Genomic DNA, 19,228 nt, shown 5'->3' on the forward strand with positions numbered 1-19,228 from the left:
TTAAAACATATCCTGGTAAGGGTTTGGTTTTGATAATAAAACTTTTTTATCAAAACCAGGGATTGTCATTGAATCTTCACTAATCTCAATGTCACTTTCATCAATTAAGCCATCACCAAAACGATAAATTAGCTCATATTGACCTAAATCTGCCTGTTGCTGATAGTCAGCTTGGGCTTTGGCTACCTGAGTATGACGGTCTTGATATTGCGCCATAACCTCATCACCATGACGCTTTGCAAGCATCTTTAATGTAATTGCAGGTGATAACACAGTCGCTGTAGCATTGTTACCGCCAAACCCTTTTGAATTTATAAAGGCAATATCCATGGCATCACATTGATAATGTTCAGTGCGAATATCTAAATGCTCGCTATAAACATCATCTGCCACTTTATCAATTGTGGTTATACCCGGCATAATATTGTGACTAAACACACCTAATGCCATAGCTAATTGGTCACCACTGGCAGGAGCTATAGTATGGCCAACATACGCTTTAGGTGCAGCAACCTTCCAATTATCAATTGCAAAAGTCTCTGCCACTTTATGATAGATCAGTGATTCTGTTACGCGGTTTTGTGGTGTACTTGAGCCGTGAGCTAAAATGAAACTACGCTTTTGTACTGCTTCTTGGCCAACAATACTGCTCGCTAGTGCAACAGATTTGGCCATCGTAATGTAGTTACCAGGGCCCGGTGCTGTTATTGATTTTTTAATGCCATCGGCATTTACAAACACATCTGCAACACTGCCTAACACATCTGCACCTAACTCTAATGCCAATGCATCATCCATTAAAATAGCAACTTGTGCACCTTCACCAATTGTAAAACCACAGTTTTCACCAAATGGACGACTGGTACGACGGTGATCAACCACATCTGTATTATCAAGACGCTTAAGGCCCTCTTCGTTAGCAAGTGCGCTCATATTGCCAAAACCTTCAACGATTTCAGGTGTAATAGCACACTCAACAGACGCCACAATAGCTACACGCGTACGTCCTGCTTGAATATCGTTTACTGCTGCACGTAGGTTATATAAAAACGTTGCACAAGCACCTGATGTAGTAAAGGTTGTTCCCACATTGCCTGTTACATAAGCATTGATAAAGTCAGTCGACATGGTGTTTAAGCCAAGTGCAAGCTGTTTTGTACTCACACGGTCGCCCTGCTGACGCGCACGAATAAGTCCACCAAATCCTTCATCATCAACTTGACCAGCCACAGAAGCTGAGTAAGTGCCAATTTGATCAGGCTCAACGCTATTCATTACCTGCTGCCACGCCAGACCTGTCGAACGAATTGCATCGGTTGCGGCAAAGATAGTCGCTTGCAAGCCTCTTGGTTGATAACGGCTGTTATACATAGCCGAAGGTTCAAAACCTGTTGGTAATTGACCGGCCGCTTTAATTGGATTATCGCGCGCACTGTCATGTTTAATAGCAAGATCAGCACTAATTGTAACTTTCACTTTTTTATCAGTTAATTCTTCAACCTGCCAAGCACTTGGTACCGGCGTTGGTAAATCACGGCGGCGCGTTTCAAAAACAATCTGCTGTTCATCAGACGCTGTTAACGTCATTTTTTGCTGCCATGGCGTTGCATCAACATCGAAGTGATTTTTTTCAATTTTACGAATAAGTGTACCAGCTAAAATTTGTTCACCGAACTTAGCTTCGATGTCTGATTCGGCAATGGTATTGCCGTCAGCATCTTTTAGTAAACCTTCAGTAAGGGTGACTAAGTTCATTAATGTCGCTAAGCCTAAGAATGTCTCCTGACGGGCTTTAGCGTCCAAGCTGTCTAACACGATACGACGATAACCTTGATGAAAAGAAGTGCGGCCAGCGGCATTTATACCACCCATACCGACAATAACGGGTAATGCTGTCATAAAAAACCTTGAGAAAACGTGTTATGAGAATTAAGCCAAGTTTAAATGGATTAATTAACACGCTTTATGCTTAAATAGCCAAATAACCTGCATAACAGGCCAAAAATAACTGGTCGGAGCAATTAGAGTGACGAAACTTCAACAAGTAAAAGCTATTGAAATTAGTATTTTGGTTTATCCCCATTTATTAATAACCAGTTTAACCCTGCCTATCGAAATGCTCAGAGCTGGCGAGGCCTTTGCTAAAAGCCATCGTCAGCAAAACGAATTTAAACCCTTAAACATCAATTTAGTTGCAAGTAGTCTAAAAGCGATCCCCAATCGTACTGGGCTTTCGATTATGCCCGATTGTGAAACCGTCACAGCGCCTGTAAGTGACTTAATTATCGTTCCCGGGATTTGGCGAAACCCGCGTCCAGTAGTAAGTAAACAAAAGAGTTTGGTGAACTGGCTTGGTGATTCTTGGCAGCAAGGCAGCCATATCATTGGTGTTGGCACAGGTAATTGTTTAGTTGCCGAAGCGGGATTACTAGATGGCCACCCTGCTACCACTCACTGGCACTACGCAGAACAATTTAAACGTGACTACCCTAAAGTACAGCTTAAGCCTGACTTTTTCATCACACAATCTGAGCGCATGTACACCGTTGCGAGTTTAAATGCCCTTGCCGATGTTATTGTGCATATTATTAGTCAATATTACGGCCGAGAAGCGGCGCAACATGTTGAGCGTAATTTCTCCCATGAAATTCGTAAACCTTACGAAGATCAGCGCTACCTTGAAGGTGCCGTTGATAAACACCCAGATGAGCTCATTGCACAAATTCAATTTTGGCTGAAAAACAATTTAACCTCAGAATTAACCCTGCAAGAAATTGCAGCGCAATTTAGTTTAAGCTACCGCACCTTTACGCGCCGATTTCGTCAAGCCACCAGCCAAACTCCTGTTGAGTATTGGCAACAGCTTAGAGTACAAACTGCAAAAGAGTTATTAGCGTCTTCAAATTTATCTATTCAAGAAGTTGCCCTGGAAGTAGGTTATAACGACCAAGGTCACTTAACACGAGTTTTTAAGAAAGTGCTTTCGCAAACACCCAGTGAATATCGCACAGTTGTTAGACGAAAACTATTTGGCTAAAACTAAAGTATCTAAATATATTTCAGGCTAAGTCAGATTAATCATATTTAAGTTGCTGAATTCAAGATTATTACTATCCTTTGACTTGTTGTATTAGTAATTGAGTAAATTTGATAAATGTATCAGCCAAATTATGATGAGTTAGTACAAAGTTGGAATAAAACGCTCGCTGTTTTAGCCCTGATTGCTGAAGTGCCCGTCGCATTAGTAATGAAAATAGAAAACAATATTATTAGTGTGTTTTCAAAAAACGATAACCAAGCAAATCCTTATGAAATTGGTGACAGCGAAGAGTTAGAAGATTCAGGCCTCTATTGCGAGCATGTCATAAAAACGCAGAACTTACTGAATATTCCAAACGCACTTATTGATGATGATTGGAAAGAAAACCCTGATATCAAGTTGAATATGATTTCTTATTTGGGTTTACCAATCTGTGCTGGAGATACTACCCCATTTGGTACTATTTGTATCCTTGATAGTAAACCCCATGAATATAATGAGCCAATAATAAAGCTACTCGAAACCATTAAACAAAGCTTCGAGACGCAACTAAAATTATTACATCAGCAAAAACAAGCGTTTGAGCAGCAACAGTTTACTGAGCTCGAGACCTTAATTCGAGGCATTGCTCATGAGATTAATACTCCTTTAGGTAACTGTATTACAACCGTTGATGTAACCAAACTTGCCTTAAATGACACTAAATCCCTACTAGTAAAAAAACAATTAAGCCAACAAGCACTACAAAACACATTAGATACATTAGAGAACACTAATGAACTGCTAGATAGAAATTTAACCGCATGTGCACATAAAATACGAATTTTACAAGATTTGCTGTATACCAAATCACAACCTAGTAAAACTGTCATTACCTTAGCTCAGCTTTCAGAATCACTTCAAGAACACTTTAAAGAGCAAATAAAATATCGTGCAATTAAATTAGACATTAATTATCAAAACCCACATAGCCAATTTGAAGTTGAAATAGAGCTACTCAAGCAAGTACTCATTATTTTGCTACAAAACTCAATGGAGCATGCGTTCAACAATATTGCAGACCCTGCTATAGAAATTAATATTTTTAATTTTGATGAGGTGTTAAAAATTCACTATAAAGATAACGGCAACGGTATCAGCAGCACTGAACTAAGCTCAATTTTCACCCCTTTTTTTAAAGGTAGCAGCAATCAATCAGGTTTAGGGCTAGGCCTGAGTATTGCGAAGAAAATAGTTAGCCAACAACTGCAAGGCGATATTTGTGTACAAGAAAGTGATGCAGGCGCCCATTTTTTAATTAGTTTGCCTAAGTAAGTTGATAAGTTTAAATGTCTTTCGTAAATAAAATCTTACTAGTTTGTAGGCTGCCTCTGTCTTCATAACCTACAATTGAATAGCCATTTTTGATAAGCAGACTCAGCATTGCAGGAAAACGGTTCATCGACTTAACCTTTATAGTTAGGTAATTGTTGGCTTTAACCCATGCTTCTTGCGCGTTTAATAGAGCCTGTGCAATGCCTTGCCCTCTACATTTTGGTGCAACCGCACCAAGCCAGCTATAGAAAGTGTTTGAATCTAACGCATAACCCAGTTTGTAGGCCACAGGCTCATTATCGATATAAGCAACTAAAGCTAGGTGGTCAACATCTGCACACTGTGCCTGTAATTTACTGAGGGTATTTCGGCCATCAAACTCTGGTATTTGACTATCTATAAACAACAAATCTTCTAATCTAGCTGGCTTTATTACGTAAAGAGGCTCCATGAATAACTCTTATCTGATATCTTATGTCACTTTTCTTTTCGATAATACAACTTTGAGTAGCGTTTTACACGGGCATGCACACCACGACCTAGGCTCTTAAATTTAGCTTCAAGAACATCTACGCCATATAAAATCCCCACCACTAGCACTGATAGCTTTATCGCAGCGAGTAAGTTGTCAGTGGCAATGACAACACCAATTGATGCTAATACCCAAATCGTTGCAGCGGATGTTACACCAACAACCGCACCATCTTTTGCAAGCATCACCCCGGCACCCAAAAAGCCGATACCAGTAATGATCTGGCCAACGACACGTGAATGATCAATATCTTCACCATGTAACATAAACGCTGTTGATAGAAACAAATAAGTACCCAACACAATGAGCGCTGAAGTACGAATGCCCACAGGTTTGCCGCGTAATTGACGCTCCATACCAATAATTGCGCCGCAAAATGCGGCGCTACCTATTGCTGACCAAGAATAAGGAGCAATATCAAATAAACTACTTAGTGTCACTGCACTTCCAAATCAAACTAACAATCAAAATTATAAATAAAAGGCCATCGCAGTACTGAGACGCGATGAACCAAAACTAGCCATTTTAGTAAAATCGGCTTTAGCTATTGGCACATGCTGACAATCAATCGCCAATTGCTTTTCGTTCTCACAAAACGGGTCATGCACGTACAAGCAATGCTCATCAATATGAGTTACACACACCCAGTGCGGTGACTTTTTACCATCAAACCGATAAGTGCTGATCAATAACACCACCGCTTTACCCTCAGCAAGCCAATCTTCAATGGAGGCCAAGGTTAACTCTTGATACCTCACTGGCAGCTTTGCAGCTATTGCTTCGGCTACAAATTGATTGTGTACGGTATGCAAAATGGCTTTTTTCTTTTCGCTTCTGACACCATCAATAAACAAGGTATCACGGGTATTTAAAACTACATCAGCTTTAAAACCACGTTTCATTGCAGCAAGTGCTAACCCTAGAGGATGACAACCGCCATGCCCTGAAGTCATGAAGATAGTCGTGGCTTCACGCCATATATCCAACTCTTTGTGTTGGCTCATTGCGGTATCATTCAAGGATGACATTGCCATTAATAACGCCGCTGGGCCACAGGTAAATTCGGTAGTTTGCTGGTACCAAGGTGTGTGTTTATCGGCATTAAATTCGATATTACGACGAATGTTTTTTTGCATTCGATGGGCGTCACTGTGGTCATCATAGTAATCACTGTAATGACCAAAAACTTGGTAGCCCAGTTTTTCATATAAACGAATTGCTGATTGGTTGTTTACCGCAACTTCTAAGCGCATGTATAAACGGCCCCGTTTAGCCGTTTCATTTTCAAGCGCAAGCAGTAACTGCGCAGCAATACCTTTACCTTGCTGAGATTGCAAAACCGCCAGTGAATATAACCGAGCAAGGCGTGTCCCTTTGTGACACCACACTAAGCCATATCCAACTAGTTGATTATCTATCTCGGCCACCATCAGTAAGCCGTGAGTTGCGCTGATCCAGCGTTTTAAACTACGGCTACTTAATCTATCTCGGCTAAAGCTTTGCTCTTCAATGGCAACAAGAGCCGTCAAATCCGTGGCCTGTGCAAAGCGGATTTGACAAACAGATGCGTTCATTAACCGCGGCCTCTTGCTTCTAGGCGTTGTTTAAATTCATCCATAATGATCATATAAAGCTCATCACCTAAATAGGCATCTTCGACTTTATGGTCGATACTTGGGTTGTCATTCACTTCTAACACGTATGCTTTACCTTGATGCTCTTTAACATCAACACCATACAAACCTTTACCCACCGTTTTACAAGCTTTTAATGCTGCATCAAGTACCACTTTAGGTAGCTCAAAGGTTGGCAAGGTTTCAAAACCACCTGAGAAAAAGCGTTTTGCATCATGGTTGTAAATTTGCCAGTGATTACGCGCCATTAAATAACGACACGCATAAATTGCACGGCCATTTAACACCCCGACACGCCAGTCGTATTCGGTGTACATGTACTCTTGTGCAAGCACAAGTGCACTGAACTCAAACAGCTCTGTTAACTTAGCAACTAACTCATCACGAGTAGCAACTTTAAATACGCCTTTCGAAAAAGAGCCTTCTGGCATTTTTAATACCAGCGGATAGCTAAAGTTTGCTTCTAAATTGTCAATTGCCTCTTCACTTGTATCAGCAACAACATGCGTTTTTAAACTCGGCACTTTTTGATAATTAAAGGCATCGTGCAAATACACTTTATTACAACAGCGTAGTATTGACTCAGCATCATCAATGACCACTAACCCTAAGCTTTGTGCTTTACTTGCTAAGCGATAAGTTGGATGGTCGATAGCCGTTGTTTGACGAATAAATAACGCATCAAATTGTGCAATATTGGTTATTTCATCAAATGTCAGTGCTTGAGCATAAATACCATGTTTAGCGGCTGCTTTAATGAATTTAGCAATGGCATCTTTATCACTTGGCGGCACTTTTTCTTGGTGATCAACCAAAATAGCCATATCCCAACGGTAACGACGTTTTTTATCGTGAATACGCCATACTGACTCTGTAAAACTACTGAGCTGTTTTACAAATTCTGTAAAGGCTGTGTCATCTAATGATGCAATCGTGCCTTGCTTAACAACTCCTTGCCCATCACACACTAAAATAGGTGCGGGATATTGTGAGAATAGTGCTTTGGTTGCTTTACTATGCTGCTCTTGATCTGTATGGCCAAAAAATACAGTGCCACCAGCAAGTTCTTTATGACGCGAGCTGTGCTCATCGCTACGTAGCGCATTAATTGTTTTTACACTCGGTAATACCTGATGCTTTCTCGCTTCAGCAAGCAAAGAACAATAATAACCTTTACTTAAATACTGCCCTGTATCACACAAGTTTAAAATGCGCGTTTTTGGCTCATTATGTTTTGGATAATCACGTAAGTAGGTGTCAAAGGTAATGACATTTTCGAAATTTTGAGCAATACGTTGCTCATTGTTATCAACCACTATCAAGGTTTTAAACACGACTTTTCCTAAATTAAGTCTTATGAGAAAAATGAAAACACCCAACCAATTAAGTGAACGCATGAGGCTAAACTTCACTTAACTAGATGGGTGCTTGAAATACCAAAACACAATAATTGGTAATTAAGCATATTGGTATAAGCCTTAAGCTTGATGTGATTTATAGAGGTTTTTTTGCTTTGTGACCAACGAGATATTTTTTACTTGAAGATGAAATTTACTGATTAAAAATACCAATAATTAAATTAACTGATCTATGCTGTACAGTTGTTTATTGCCAGCTATTGAGAGTTCAACTTCATCATCAAGGCTCTTTCCAATCAATTGCTTACCTAACGGCGCTTCTCGGGTTACAACATAAATAGGCTGCTCTTTTACGGTAACCACTAAGCCACCTGCACTTGGGCCCATAAAAAACCACTTTGCGTTATCTTGCTCATCGATAAGACACACTAATGCACCTTCACGAACCTTATTAAACTCGCTTTCTTTAAACACCGCATTGAATGCCTGAATATCACGGTAGCATTCATTAACTCGCTCAGCTTGCCCTTGGGCTAAATAAGCGGCTTCTAAACCCAAGGTATCGTATTGAGTTTCAGCAACACTTTCTTCGTGAGTTGCTGCATCATGGGCCGCTTTTGCCGCTGCTTTGGCGTTTTGCAGTTGTGCCTCTAGCGCAAAGCGTAAATGTTCAATTACGTGTGTTTTATTCATATCAAAGTAGCTAAAACAGAAAAGCCGCTATTCTATGGAAAAATAGCGGCTGATGAAAGTAAGTTATAAAACTGGCTTACGGCATATCCATATAGGCTTTAGTTTTATCATCCAGTGTTTGGGTGTAATTTTCTGAACTTAACCCCAATAACTGCGGCAAGGTCGCGGCGATACAAATCGATGAGAAGGTCCCTACCACAATACCCACAAATAACGCGATAGCAAAACCCGTTAATGCAGCCCCTGCAAGCAGCCAAATACAAGCAATGGTCGCAAGTGTTGTGCCTGAGGTGATCAATGTACGTGTTAAGGTAGAACCAATTGCATCGTTAATCACAACATGGGTATTTATGCGTTGATTGTCTGGCTGAATACGTAAAAGCTCTCTAACTCTGTCGCCAACAATAATTGAGTCATTCAATGAATAACCAATAATAGCCAGTAAACTCGCCAGCACGGTTAAATTAAACTCAAGACCAAGTAAGGAAAATAAACCGAGCACTAAGATTAAATCATGTAACAGTGCAACCACTGAACCTACCGCGAGTCGCCATTCAAAGCGCACAGCAAGATAAACCATAATTGCAATCAGCGCTGCAAATAAAGCTAAACAGCCCTGTTCAAAAAGCTCATCACCCACTTGTGAGCCTAAAAATGAGCTAGATAAAACGGTATAGTCTACCCCTTGCTCATTCAGCTCTGCTTGCCAAGTACTGGCTTTACTAACCTCTGGTGCTTCTCTTAAAACAAAGTGATATTCACCCGCTTTACTTATAGTTAATTTACTCGCAACCTCAGGGCTTAACTTTGCCTTTAAATCTGTAATTGTTGTGACTGACGCTGTGTTAATTTCCGTGATGTAGCCACCTGTAAAATCAAGACCAAAGTTTAGCCCTTTTACAGATAAAACACCTAAGCTCGTAATGACTAAAACACAACTAAGCAATAATCCTAAAACGCGCGCTTTACTAGCTGCAGTTAATGTTGACCAACTCATGCTTTAGCCCCCGTTAAATTAGTTAGTTTAATGTAGAGTGTTTGGCTAAGCGCTTTCGAAATATAAACGCCAGTAAAGACACTAGTTAATAGCCCAAGCGCCAATGTGATTGCAAAGCCTTTCACCGGCCCATAACCAATGGCATATAAAATAATTGCCGTGATCATCGTAGTCACATTGGCATCAAAAATGGTCGAAAATGCTTGGTTATAACCTTGCTCTATCGCTTGATAAGTAGGCCGGCCTTTACGCTTCTCTTCTTTTATTCGCTCAAAGATAATCACATTGGTATCAACTGCCATCCCTATCGTCAGTACAAGCCCAGCAATACCCGGTAAGGTCAGCACAACCCCCGGTAATAACGACATTAAACCAACTAAAGCCGTTAGATTAAGCAATAAAGCAATATTGGCAATCAGCCCTAAGCGACGATACCAAAGCGCCATAAAGGCAAGGGTAATTCCGATACCCAGCATTAACGCTGCTAAACCGTGTTCAATGTTTTCACTGCCTAAGCTTGGGCCTATGGTTTGTTCTTGAACAATTGTCACTGGCGCTGTGAGCGACCCAGCGCGTAGTAAAAGCGCTAGATCATAGGCTGCTTGCGGGCTTTTCATATTAGTAATGCTAAAACGTGAACTTAAATGCTGGGCAATGTTTGCTACATTTATCACTTCGCTTTTTTTCACAACGTCGCCATTTGCATCCCGCGAGTATTCAGAATACACCGTGGCCATAGGCTTACCTATGTTGTGCTTAGAAAATGCAGACATGGCATCGCCACCTTGCGAATCTAAACTAAGCTGCACTAAAGGCTTGCCCCATTCATCTTTGCCAACACTGGCATTATTAATGTGATCACCTGAAAAAATCGCAACAGGATTTAAATTAACAACGCCACCACCTTGCACATTAAACGCTTTACCACCTACTTCGACGACTTGGTAAAAATCAAGAGTCGCAGTTGCACCAATAATACGTTTCGCTTCTGATGGGTCTTGCACACCGGGTAACTCAATGCGAATACGCTGCTTACCTTGTCTTTGCGTTACCGCTTCAGTGATACCAAGCTCTTCAATACGACCACGCAGTGTTGTTAAGCTTTGCGCCATAACTTGTTTATTAAATTCGCTTTGGCTTTGCTCATTAAAATGCAGTAATACCGTGGTTAGGTTATTCGTTGTTGATTTAGTTTGCATCAGGCCTTTAAATTGACCTTGTAACGTTGAAACAAGCCCTGCGAGTTGCTCCTCGCCGCTTGGTAAAATTTGTAGCTCAACCCCTTCTTTTACAACACTTGCCCGAATACCACGAATTTTGTCTTTACGAAGCGTTAATTTAGTTTGTTGATAGACACTGTTTAAGTGCTCTTGCATTGCTTTATCTAGGTCAACATCAAGCACAAATAACACCCCACCATTTAAGTCGAGTCCCAACTTAATCGGTGAAAGCCCAAGCTGTTGAAGCCATTGTGGGCTTGTCGCATGCTCAACAATTTTAGCCTCTAGCTGTGGGTATTGCGTTTTTATAAAGCTCAACGCATTGGCACTTTGAGTCGGTTCAGCTAATAAAATAGCCAGTTGTGCTTGGCTATCATTGGCTTCTGTCACTTCAAAACCATGTTGATTTAGTGCCGTTGTCACACTTTGCAGCGTCACAGTCTGATCTAGCAAGTTAATGTGCAACCAAGATTTGTTAGGGTAAAGGTTAGGTAGTGCGCTAACCGCTAATAAAATACACGCCGCTATCATAGCGACATAACTCATTTTTAGACGACGCCATAGCGCCGGCTTTGATTTATGTGACATACATGACTTCCTTCCGGCATTGTCAGCCGGTAAAAATTTAATTCCAAAAAATAAAAAGTAACGAAGGAAGTCGTTTAGCTATGGTAGGTCGTATTGGCTTTGTACAAGAGATTAGCGTCTTTCCAGCCACTAATGCGGGATTTACGTTGAGTGGCTAATGCAAACCATGGGATCACACGCACAGCACCTGGCGGCGCTAAAAAGTGCTCTTTCCCCCAATCTTCAGCAAAGAATTCAATTAATAGTTCGTAATCAGGATCAACCTGACTATGATAAAGAAATAATGATGAATTACTGGCAGTTAAACGCGGCATAAGGGTATCAAACCCCGATGGTTCATCCGGTTTAGGATGCTCAGCTGTATGAGTTTGGGAAATAACAGGGGCTTTATTCAGCTCGACTTGGAACAATTTAGTCGCAGCAAAGTGTGACTGAGTGTCAGGCAAAGCCATGCTCTGTGCACTAAAGAACACAGTAAATAGCAAGATAATAACTGAGAAAAACCGTAACAAGAGCTGACCAATAAATTAAGCGGATGACAGGGATATAATGAGGGTAAAAAAATAAAACACAAGGTATTACTTAAATAAAAGTGACTAAAACAAATAGCGGGCCTAATTAGGCCCGCTTAGTCATTTAACTTTGTTAAACTTCTAATGATGACATGTCGATTACAAAGCGTGAGGCCATATCACCTTGCTTTAATTTATCGAATGCGTCGTTAATTTGGTCCATTTTGATCATTTCAACTTCTGGCAGAATATTATGTAACGCACAGAAATCGAGGATCTCTTGGGTTTGCGCTATACCGCCAATTAATGAGCCAGCAACACGGCGACGCCCCATTAATAACGGCACTGAGTTAGACTCAGCAAGCTCACCTACTTGACCAACCAATACTTGCGTACCATCAATATCTAAAAGCGGAATATACGGCGTAAAGTCGTGTTTTACCGGAATGGTATTAATGATCACATCAAGTTGATTAGCATGCGCTTGCATGGCATCTTCATCGCTCGATACCAATAAATCTTTTGCGCCATAAGATAAAACCTGCTGTTTTTTCTTATCACTGCGGCTAATAGCTGTAACATTTGCGCCCATTGCAGCTGCGATTTTAATTGCCATGTGGCCTAAACCACCTAAACCAATCACACCAACACGGCTACCAGGGCCGACATTCCACGTACGTAGTGGCGAATACGTTGTGATACCCGCACATAAAATAGGTGCACATTTAGCAAGGTCTAAGCCTTCTGGCACACTCAATACAAACTCTTCACGCACCACAATGTGTTTTGAATAACCACCTTGAGTGAGCTCACCACTAATACGGTCTTGTCCTGAATAGGTCCCTACCATCCCTTCGCGACAAAACTGCTCTTCACCGTTATGACATTGGTCACAGCTTAAACAGCTATCAACCATACAACCCACAGCAACATTATCGCCCACTTTGTATTTAGTAACGCCGCTACCTACTTCAAGAACACGACCAACGATTTCATGGCCTGGTACCACTGGGTACTGAGTCCAGCCCCAGTCGTTTTCTGCCGTGTGTAAGTCAGAATGGCACACGCCACAATACAGAATTTCAATTGATACATCTTCATCACGAAGTGCACGGCGTTCAAAATGATACGGCTCTAATGGTTTTTCAGAATCATGTGCTGCATAACCGACAGTTTTCATGCTTACTCCTTAATTTTCTTCGTGTTTAACTCATGCATTTAACTAATTTGCTAATGCACTGGTGTATACTTCACTCAGTATAGAGGTAAATTTGCAAAGTTCACTTGCCTAAAACACGAAAGCTTTTGCCTATTTTTATCAAATTGATTTTAAGAGACCCCCATGCGTGGAATGAGCCGCAAAGAACAGGTGACAAGATCGCCTGATGCAATGAACCTATCACAAAGCATCAAAACACTCTGGCCCTATTTAATGACCTTTAAAGGCCGCGTTATTTTAGCCGTCTTAGCGCTTATTGCTGCAAAAGGCGCCACATTGCTGATGCCTTGGGCACTAAAAGAAGTAATTGACGCGGTTGATGCGAGTATCAACCCGCTATTAAGCGTTCCTATTGCCTTGCTGATCGCCTATGGTTTACTGCGCTTTGCCAGTGTATTTTTTGGTGAAGTACGCGATGCATTATTTGGCCGTGTTACAGAGCACGCAATGCGTCATATTGGCTTAAAAGTATTTAAACACTTACATAGTTTAGAACTTGCTTTTCATCTTGATAGGCAAACAGGTGGTATCAGTCGCGATATAGAGCGTGGTACAAATGGCCTTAGTTTTTTAATGCGCTTTTTGATGTTTAACATCGTGCCAACGCTATTTGAAATAATCACAGTAGCCATTATTTTTGCAACCTTGTTTTCACCTTGGTTTGCACTGGTCACATTAATTGCGGTTGCTAGTTACATTGCTTTTACTGTGATTGTAACTCAGTGGCGTAACCGATTTATTCGTGAAGCAAATGCTGCCGATAACAACTCTAATACCCGTGCTATCGACAGCTTACTAAATTACGAAACCGTTAAGTACTTCAACAATGAGCAATATGAAGCAAACACCTACGACAGCTTTTTAGCTAAATGGGAGCAAGCAAGGCTAAAAAATCGTTTATCGTTACTGGCCCTTAATTCAGGGCAAGCACTTATTATAGCCGCAGCTATTACAGCGCTAATGTGGCTAGGTGCCAGTTCAGTGGTCAATAAAGAGCTGACAATAGGTGAGCTTGTGATGATCAATGCTTACATGATCCAGCTATTTTTACCGCTTAACTTTTTAGGCTTTGTTTATCGTGAGATACGCCGTGCGCTGACTGACCTTGAAAACATGCTGGGGCTATTAAATCGAAAAGCCGCCATTAGCGATGATAAAGATGCAAAACCATTAAATGTAACCAAAGCGGCTATTCGATTTGAAAATGTGTCGTTTAGTTACGACAAACAACGGCCAATTTTAAATAACTTAAGCTTTGAGGTTACTTCTGGCAGCAAAGTGGCGATTGTGGGTGCCAGTGGCGCAGGTAAAAGCACTCTAAGCCGCCTGCTCTACCGCTTTTATGATGTTGATGCAGGTAAAATTTATATCGATGAGCAAGCAATCAGCACAGTGACACTTGAAAGTTTACGCCAAGCTATTGCCATCGTACCGCAAGATACCGTGCTATTTAATACCAGCATTCGCGAAAACATCGCCTACGGAAACCCAACAGCAAGCGAAGATCAAATTGATAAAGCCATAAGCCTCGCCCATTTAGATGGATTTATTGCCAGCCTAGATAAAGGCGATAAAACCCTTGTTGGTGAGCGCGGTTTAAAAGTGTCGGGCGGTGAAAAGCAGCGCATTGCAATTGCTAGAGCCATTTTAAAAGGTTCACCCATTTTATTATTTGATGAGGCAACATCGGCGCTAGATTCACATTCAGAACAAGCCATTCTCAGCGCGATGCGTGAAGTCGCACAAAGACATACCAGCTTGGTTATTGCACATCGTTTATCAACAATTACTGACGCAGACAAAATTATTGTTATGAAACAAGGACAGGTTGTTGAGCAAGGTCAGCACCATCAACTGCTTGCAGCGAATGGTGAATACGCACGAATGTGGCAGTTACAGCAAAGCGAAGAATAAACACTGTTAACTAGTAGGTTAAATGATTAGAATAACCGCTTTATTTTTATCTATAACAAAAAGGCAACACGCAGATGGGCAGAGCTTATCAAAACAAAAAAGACTCAATGGCAAAAACTGCGGGTGCAAAAACCAAAGTTTATTCAAAGTACGGAAAAGAAATTTATATCTGCGCTAAGAATGGTGGTGTTGATCCCGATGGCAACTTAGCACTTCGTCGCTTAATTGAGCGTGCTAAGAAAGACCAAGTACCTACGCACGTGATTGAGCGTGCAATTGATAAAGCCAAAGGCGGTGGCGGCGAAGATTATGTAGCAACTCGCTATGAAGGTTACGGCCCGGGTAACTGTATGATCATTGTTGACTGTTTAACCGACAACAACAAACGTACATTCGCTGACGTACGTGTTTGTTTTACTAAAGCAAATGCAAAAATTGGCGCGCAAAACTCAGTATCACACTTATTTGATCACCTTGCTATTTTTGTCTTTGATGGTGATGATGACGAAGCTGTTTTAGAAGCGCTAATGATGGCTGATGTAGATGTAACGGATGTAGAAGTTGAAGACGGTAAAGTGACGGTATTCGCGCCACACACTGAATACAACAACACCCGAACAGCACTTGAAGAAATGGGAATTACTGATTTCCACGAAGATCTAATTGCTTTTGTGCCGCAAGTAGAAGCACCCATTGCAGGTGAAGACGTTGAAGTCATGGAACGCTTTTTAGCCATGCTAGAAGACTGTGACGACGTACAAAACGTTTACCATAACGCACAGTTTTAATTAAAAAGGCCAACCAAGTTGGCCTTTTACCTTTTAGCCCAAAGGAATCAACATTGAATACCCTCGAAGAGTTAAAAGCCGGTTCTCTACAAGGTTGTACACGGCTTCAGCTTGTTGCAAAACTAACCGAGTTCCCAAAAGAAATTTATACTCTAGCCGATACGTTAGAAATCCTCGATTTATCTAATAACCAGCTAAGTGATTTACCTGACGATTTTTACAAATTAAAAAATCTCAAACGGCTGTTTTTATCATTTAATCAGTTTAAACATATTCCAGACGTGCTAAGAGAATGCCCTAACTTAATCATGGTGGCATTTAAAGGTAATCAAATTACTGAATTTAAAGCGCACTGTTTGCCAACGCAGATTGAATGGCTGATCTTAACGGATAATCAAATCCCCGCTTTACCTGATTCATTTGGTGAGTACAGCAAGCTTAAAAAGCTCGCACTGGCAGGTAATCAGTTAACTCATTTACCAGCTTCAATGGCTAATTGTAACGAGCTTGAGCTAATACGTTTAAGTGCCAATAAGCTTACAAAAGTTGAAGATTGGCTTTTAGCTTTACCGAAACTTGCTTGGCTTGCCTTCTCTGGTAACGATTTAAATCGCTCAACTAGCTTACACTGTGAGCAGTTTAGCAAAATCACACTGAATGAAATCCAAGTTAAAAAGCAGATTGGCCAAGGTGCGTCTGGGGTTATTCATTTGGCCAATTGGCATCAACGTCCTGTTGCCCTTAAGTTATTTAAAGGCGAGATCACCAGTGATGGCTATCCACTCGATGAGCTAAATTGTTGTTTAAAAGCCAGTGAGCATCCAAATCTCATTAAAGCATTGGGCTATGTCGATGAAGAGAAACAACTTGGTTTAGTGATGGAGCTTATCAGTAAAGAGTTCACGAATCTTGGTTTGCCACCCTCCCTTGCAAGCTGTACCCGTGATACCTTCGAAGACAACTGCCAGTACGCGCCAGAAGTGGTGCTAAAAATCGTCAAGCAAATGGCCAGTACCCTCGCTCATTTGCATCAAAAGCAAGTAAGCCATGGTGACATTTATGCCCATAACAGCATGATCAATTCACAGGGCGAGTTATTATTCGGTGACTTTGGTGCAGCAACAGACTTATCAATGCTGACGCCTGATCAACAGCAGCTATTAGAAGGCATTGAAGTGCGCGCCCTTGGTTATTTCATTGATGATCTACTGACCGTAGTGAGTGAACAAAACGACATTACTAAGATGCTTTCTGACATCGCTCAAGAGTGCTTGGTACTAAACTCAGACAAACGCCCTCGCCTTTCTGAGCTAGTTTCGCGATTATGAGTGTAGTGTAATTATAAATAAAGCCTCTATGAGGCTTTATTTTTGCTTTTTAAACGGGAACACCTGCTGCTTTAACATACCTTCGGGCATGTAATCGCCAACCACACCATATTTATCGGGCCACTCTGCTTGACCTTTCACAGCAGTGCCAAAAAGATAATCTAAAAAAGAAAAATGCGCAGCATAGTTACGGTCAATGGCCGCTTTATCAGATGAATGATGCCAATGATGAAACTGAGGTGTAACCAGCAAATACTTTAGCCAACCAAACTTCACCCGAACATTAGCGTGGTTAAACACAGCCTGAAAGCCAACAATAATGACATATAAGCTAATGACATCCGATGGAAAGCCGAGCACAAAAATTGGCGTAAGCACTAAGCTGCGCGTCACGAGTATTTCTAAAATATGTTGACGAGAGCCAGCAAGCCAATCCATCTCTTTTGCACTGTGATGCACGGCATGAAAACGCCAAAGCAGGGGCACTTCGTGATAAGCCCTATGCACAAAGTACTGCATTAAATCAGCAACTAAAATGATTAAAAATAATTGGAGTAAAAATGGCAGTTGAATAATAAAGCCTTGCACTGTATCAGACACAGCCCAGCCAAAAGCATGATGCACGAACTGATTGGTTGCCAGCAACACAAAACCAATAATTAAGTGATTAACAAAGAAATGATTTAAATCACCCTGCCACTCAGAGCGGAGAATTTTTTGTTCTTTACGGTGCGGCAGTAGCTTCTCAATTAGAATAAAAATCAGTGTGGAGCCAAGTAAGTCAAGAATGAACCAATCCAGCCCCAAGTACGGCGTATTATCTTTAAAGTCGCCCACTTCAACATTCGGACCGCCAAATGCAATTGCCACAACTATAAATACCCAAGCCGTTGCACCCAGCCGTTTATTAGTATTACGAACAAAATTCAAAAGCCCTAAACTGCCCGAAATAATTAATGCCACAAACATTAGCTGACGTAAAAACTCAACACTGTAGTTTTGCCTGAGCTCTGGGGTCGTTAAGTACTCTGGAAAATGAAAAGCTAATACCCCTAAACAGGATAATACCGCTAAGAAGCAAGCAATATAACCACTGATATTGCCCTCACCCACTTGAAACTGCTCAGCTCTAAATAGCCGATGATAAAGACGTGTCATGATATAAAAATCCATTTATCAATTTTTCGCAGCATAACACAGAAGAATTTAGGAACAAATATTGTAAAGTAAGACATTATAAAGCAGCGTGAATGTTTGTTAGCAAGTATCGATAGAATCAAATGTAAGTAGCCAACTAAAATACAAAAGAATCCTCATTGACTTTAAATGAGGAACAAACTAACCTGCACAAGTAAATTATTTTTAAAGGAATAAAAATGTCTACTTTCTCAATAAATAACCTACCATACGATTTACCAAGCAATTCGGCTGATTAACTTAGAGTATTAGCAGCAATTATTGAAGTACCATACTCGATAGTAATTAATTACAAAAAATGAACTTTAGTCGATTTTGTTCAAACCTTTGAAGATATTTACAATCAAGACCATCTCTATTATAAGGATATAAAATGTTACAATTTAATGATTTATGGGAAAACTTTCCTGAAAAAGAACTGATCAGAGCAAGATGTCAAAATAAGCAAACTAATAGCTCTTCCCCATTCGGAAACTATTGCGCTATTAACTTAAGTGACGCATTAATTAAATCTGGCGTATCAACTGCAGGAGCTAAGGTTAAGAAATGCTGGGGACACGCGGGCATGAAACATATTCTTTTAGCAGAAGAAATGGCCAGTTGGCTTAAAACTTCAAACTTTAATTGGTTAGGTGATCTACAAAAAATTAATCCAAAAACTTTCCAAGATGACCTAGATGGTAAAACTGGAATTATATTTTTTAAAGATTATTGGCAACGAGGCAGTGAGTCTGTTACTAACCGTAGTGGGGACCACATCGATCTTTGGAATGAAGATCAAATTACTAGTGGTGGTATGCTGACAAGATCAATATATGAATTCTTTGGTGTAGTATCAGATCTTAACAACAGCAAAGATATTTGGTTTTGGGAGATTAAATAACTATGTCAAAG

Annotated in this window: 17 protein-coding genes; 6 read left to right on the top strand and 11 right to left on the bottom strand. The window is 40.7% G+C overall.

The genetic code is table 11. The annotated features are described in order from the left end of the window. On the bottom strand, positions 1 to 1,899 hold the full coding sequence (locus IMPJCBKJ_RS10990) for a beta-ketoacyl synthase (RefSeq protein ID WP_166340303.1): 1,899 nt from the start codon (positions 1,897 to 1,899) through the stop codon (positions 1 to 3). 127 nt (positions 1,900 to 2,026) lie between these two features. Between IMPJCBKJ_RS10990 and IMPJCBKJ_RS10995 the strand changes: the two genes are divergently transcribed. Both IMPJCBKJ_RS10995 and IMPJCBKJ_RS11000 read left to right on the top strand, forming a co-directional pair. Continuing rightward, entirely contained in the window at positions 2,027 to 3,037 is a 1,011-nt protein-coding gene (locus IMPJCBKJ_RS10995) for a helix-turn-helix domain-containing protein (RefSeq protein WP_166340305.1), read from the top strand. A gap of 117 nt (positions 3,038 to 3,154) precedes the next feature. Continuing rightward, entirely contained in the window at positions 3,155 to 4,354 is a 1,200-nt protein-coding gene (locus IMPJCBKJ_RS11000; protein WP_166340307.1) for an ATP-binding protein, read from the top strand. A gap of 10 nt (positions 4,355 to 4,364) precedes the next feature. Here IMPJCBKJ_RS11000 and IMPJCBKJ_RS11005 read toward each other — a convergent pair whose 3' ends face one another. From IMPJCBKJ_RS11005 to IMPJCBKJ_RS11045, 9 genes are all read right to left on the bottom strand, one after another. Continuing rightward, positions 4,365 to 4,805: a GNAT family N-acetyltransferase gene (locus tag IMPJCBKJ_RS11005; RefSeq protein WP_138600714.1), complete on the bottom strand. Its 441-nt coding sequence runs from the start codon at positions 4,803 to 4,805 to the stop codon at positions 4,365 to 4,367. Between the two features lie 26 nt (positions 4,806 to 4,831). Continuing rightward, a complete protein-coding gene (locus IMPJCBKJ_RS11010; protein ID WP_054551426.1) occupies positions 4,832 to 5,326 on the bottom strand; it encodes an MgtC/SapB family protein in 495 nt (164 codons plus the stop codon). A 30-nt stretch (positions 5,327 to 5,356) separates the two neighbouring features. Further along, on the bottom strand, positions 5,357 to 6,460 hold the full coding sequence (locus tag IMPJCBKJ_RS11015) for a GNAT family N-acetyltransferase/peptidase C39 family protein (RefSeq protein WP_166340309.1): 1,104 nt from the start codon (positions 6,458 to 6,460) through the stop codon (positions 5,357 to 5,359). Next, positions 6,460 to 7,854, bottom strand: coding sequence for a RimK family protein (locus IMPJCBKJ_RS11020; RefSeq protein WP_166340311.1), 1,395 nt, complete (start codon positions 7,852 to 7,854; stop codon positions 6,460 to 6,462). The genes IMPJCBKJ_RS11015 and IMPJCBKJ_RS11020 overlap by 1 nt, the downstream gene beginning before the upstream one ends. Before the next feature lie 240 nt (positions 7,855 to 8,094). Next, a complete protein-coding gene (locus tag IMPJCBKJ_RS11025) occupies positions 8,095 to 8,571 on the bottom strand; it encodes a transcription elongation factor GreAB (RefSeq protein WP_054551429.1) in 477 nt (158 codons plus the stop codon). 76 nt (positions 8,572 to 8,647) lie between these two features. Beyond that, positions 8,648 to 9,568, bottom strand: coding sequence for a protein translocase subunit SecF (gene secF / locus IMPJCBKJ_RS11030; RefSeq protein ID WP_054551430.1), 921 nt, complete (start codon positions 9,566 to 9,568; stop codon positions 8,648 to 8,650). Next, positions 9,565 to 11,376, bottom strand: coding sequence for a protein translocase subunit SecD (secD, locus tag IMPJCBKJ_RS11035; protein ID WP_166340313.1), 1,812 nt, complete (start codon positions 11,374 to 11,376; stop codon positions 9,565 to 9,567). The genes secF and secD overlap by 4 nt, the downstream gene beginning before the upstream one ends. A 74-nt stretch (positions 11,377 to 11,450) precedes the next feature. Continuing rightward, entirely contained in the window at positions 11,451 to 11,828 is a 378-nt protein-coding gene (locus IMPJCBKJ_RS11040; RefSeq protein ID WP_166340315.1) for a hypothetical protein, read from the bottom strand. A 193-nt stretch (positions 11,829 to 12,021) separates the two neighbouring features. Further along, positions 12,022 to 13,068: an NAD(P)-dependent alcohol dehydrogenase gene (locus IMPJCBKJ_RS11045; RefSeq protein WP_166340317.1), complete on the bottom strand. Its 1,047-nt coding sequence runs from the start codon at positions 13,066 to 13,068 to the stop codon at positions 12,022 to 12,024. A gap of 171 nt (positions 13,069 to 13,239) precedes the next feature. On the opposite strand from IMPJCBKJ_RS11045, the gene IMPJCBKJ_RS11050 reads away from it, so the two are divergent. The 3 genes from IMPJCBKJ_RS11050 (at position 13,240) to IMPJCBKJ_RS11060 (ending at position 17,137) form a co-directional block, all read left to right on the top strand. After that, positions 13,240 to 15,021, top strand: coding sequence for an ABC transporter ATP-binding protein/permease (locus IMPJCBKJ_RS11050; protein WP_240921028.1), 1,782 nt, complete (start codon positions 13,240 to 13,242; stop codon positions 15,019 to 15,021). A 74-nt stretch (positions 15,022 to 15,095) separates the two neighbouring features. Continuing rightward, a complete protein-coding gene (locus tag IMPJCBKJ_RS11055; RefSeq protein WP_166340319.1) occupies positions 15,096 to 15,809 on the top strand; it encodes a YebC/PmpR family DNA-binding transcriptional regulator in 714 nt (237 codons plus the stop codon). A 53-nt stretch (positions 15,810 to 15,862) separates the two neighbouring features. Further along, complete coding sequence (locus tag IMPJCBKJ_RS11060; RefSeq protein ID WP_166340321.1) at positions 15,863 to 17,137, top strand: protein kinase; 1,275 nt, start codon at positions 15,863 to 15,865, stop codon at positions 17,135 to 17,137. Between the two features lie 36 nt (positions 17,138 to 17,173). Here IMPJCBKJ_RS11060 and IMPJCBKJ_RS11065 read toward each other — a convergent pair whose 3' ends face one another. Further along, a complete protein-coding gene (locus IMPJCBKJ_RS11065) occupies positions 17,174 to 18,295 on the bottom strand; it encodes a sterol desaturase family protein (RefSeq protein ID WP_062564589.1) in 1,122 nt (373 codons plus the stop codon). 412 nt (positions 18,296 to 18,707) lie between these two features. Between IMPJCBKJ_RS11065 and IMPJCBKJ_RS11070 the strand changes: the two genes are divergently transcribed. Then, complete coding sequence (locus tag IMPJCBKJ_RS11070) at positions 18,708 to 19,217, top strand: type VI secretion system amidase effector protein Tae4 (protein ID WP_166340323.1); 510 nt, start codon at positions 18,708 to 18,710, stop codon at positions 19,215 to 19,217. Positions 19,218 to 19,228 lie beyond the last annotated feature (11 nt).

The sequence above is a fragment of the Pseudoalteromonas sp. MB47 genome, from assembly GCF_011319765.1.
Classification (GTDB): domain Bacteria; phylum Pseudomonadota; class Gammaproteobacteria; order Enterobacterales; family Alteromonadaceae; genus Pseudoalteromonas; species Pseudoalteromonas simplex.

Bases quoted from the DNA above. Each gene is read 5' to 3' on its own strand.
- IMPJCBKJ_RS10990 (WP_166340303.1), bottom strand. From the start codon at position 1,899: ATGACAGCATTACCCGTTATTGTCGGTATGGGTGGTATAAATGCCGCT.
- IMPJCBKJ_RS11000 (WP_166340307.1), top strand. From the start codon at position 3,155: ATGTATCAGCCAAATTATGATGAGTTAGTACAAAGTTGGAATAAAACG.
- IMPJCBKJ_RS11005 (WP_138600714.1), bottom strand. From the start codon at position 4,805: ATGGAGCCTCTTTACGTAATAAAGCCAGCTAGATTAGAAGATTTGTTG.
- IMPJCBKJ_RS11015 (WP_166340309.1), bottom strand. From the start codon at position 6,460: ATGAACGCATCTGTTTGTCAAATCCGCTTTGCACAGGCCACGGATTTG.
- IMPJCBKJ_RS11025 (WP_054551429.1), bottom strand. From the start codon at position 8,571: ATGAATAAAACACACGTAATTGAACATTTACGCTTTGCGCTAGAGGCA.
- secF (WP_054551430.1), bottom strand. From the start codon at position 9,568: ATGAGTTGGTCAACATTAACTGCAGCTAGTAAAGCGCGCGTTTTAGGA.
- secD (WP_166340313.1), bottom strand. From the start codon at position 11,376: ATGTCACATAAATCAAAGCCGGCGCTATGGCGTCGTCTAAAAATGAGT.
- IMPJCBKJ_RS11040 (WP_166340315.1), bottom strand. From the start codon at position 11,828: ATGGCTTTGCCTGACACTCAGTCACACTTTGCTGCGACTAAATTGTTC.
- IMPJCBKJ_RS11045 (WP_166340317.1), bottom strand. From the start codon at position 13,068: ATGAAAACTGTCGGTTATGCAGCACATGATTCTGAAAAACCATTAGAG.
- IMPJCBKJ_RS11050 (WP_240921028.1), top strand. From the start codon at position 13,240: ATGAGCCGCAAAGAACAGGTGACAAGATCGCCTGATGCAATGAACCTA.
- IMPJCBKJ_RS11055 (WP_166340319.1), top strand. From the start codon at position 15,096: ATGGGCAGAGCTTATCAAAACAAAAAAGACTCAATGGCAAAAACTGCG.
- IMPJCBKJ_RS11065 (WP_062564589.1), bottom strand. From the start codon at position 18,295: ATGACACGTCTTTATCATCGGCTATTTAGAGCTGAGCAGTTTCAAGTG.
- IMPJCBKJ_RS11070 (WP_166340323.1), top strand. From the start codon at position 18,708: ATGTTACAATTTAATGATTTATGGGAAAACTTTCCTGAAAAAGAACTG.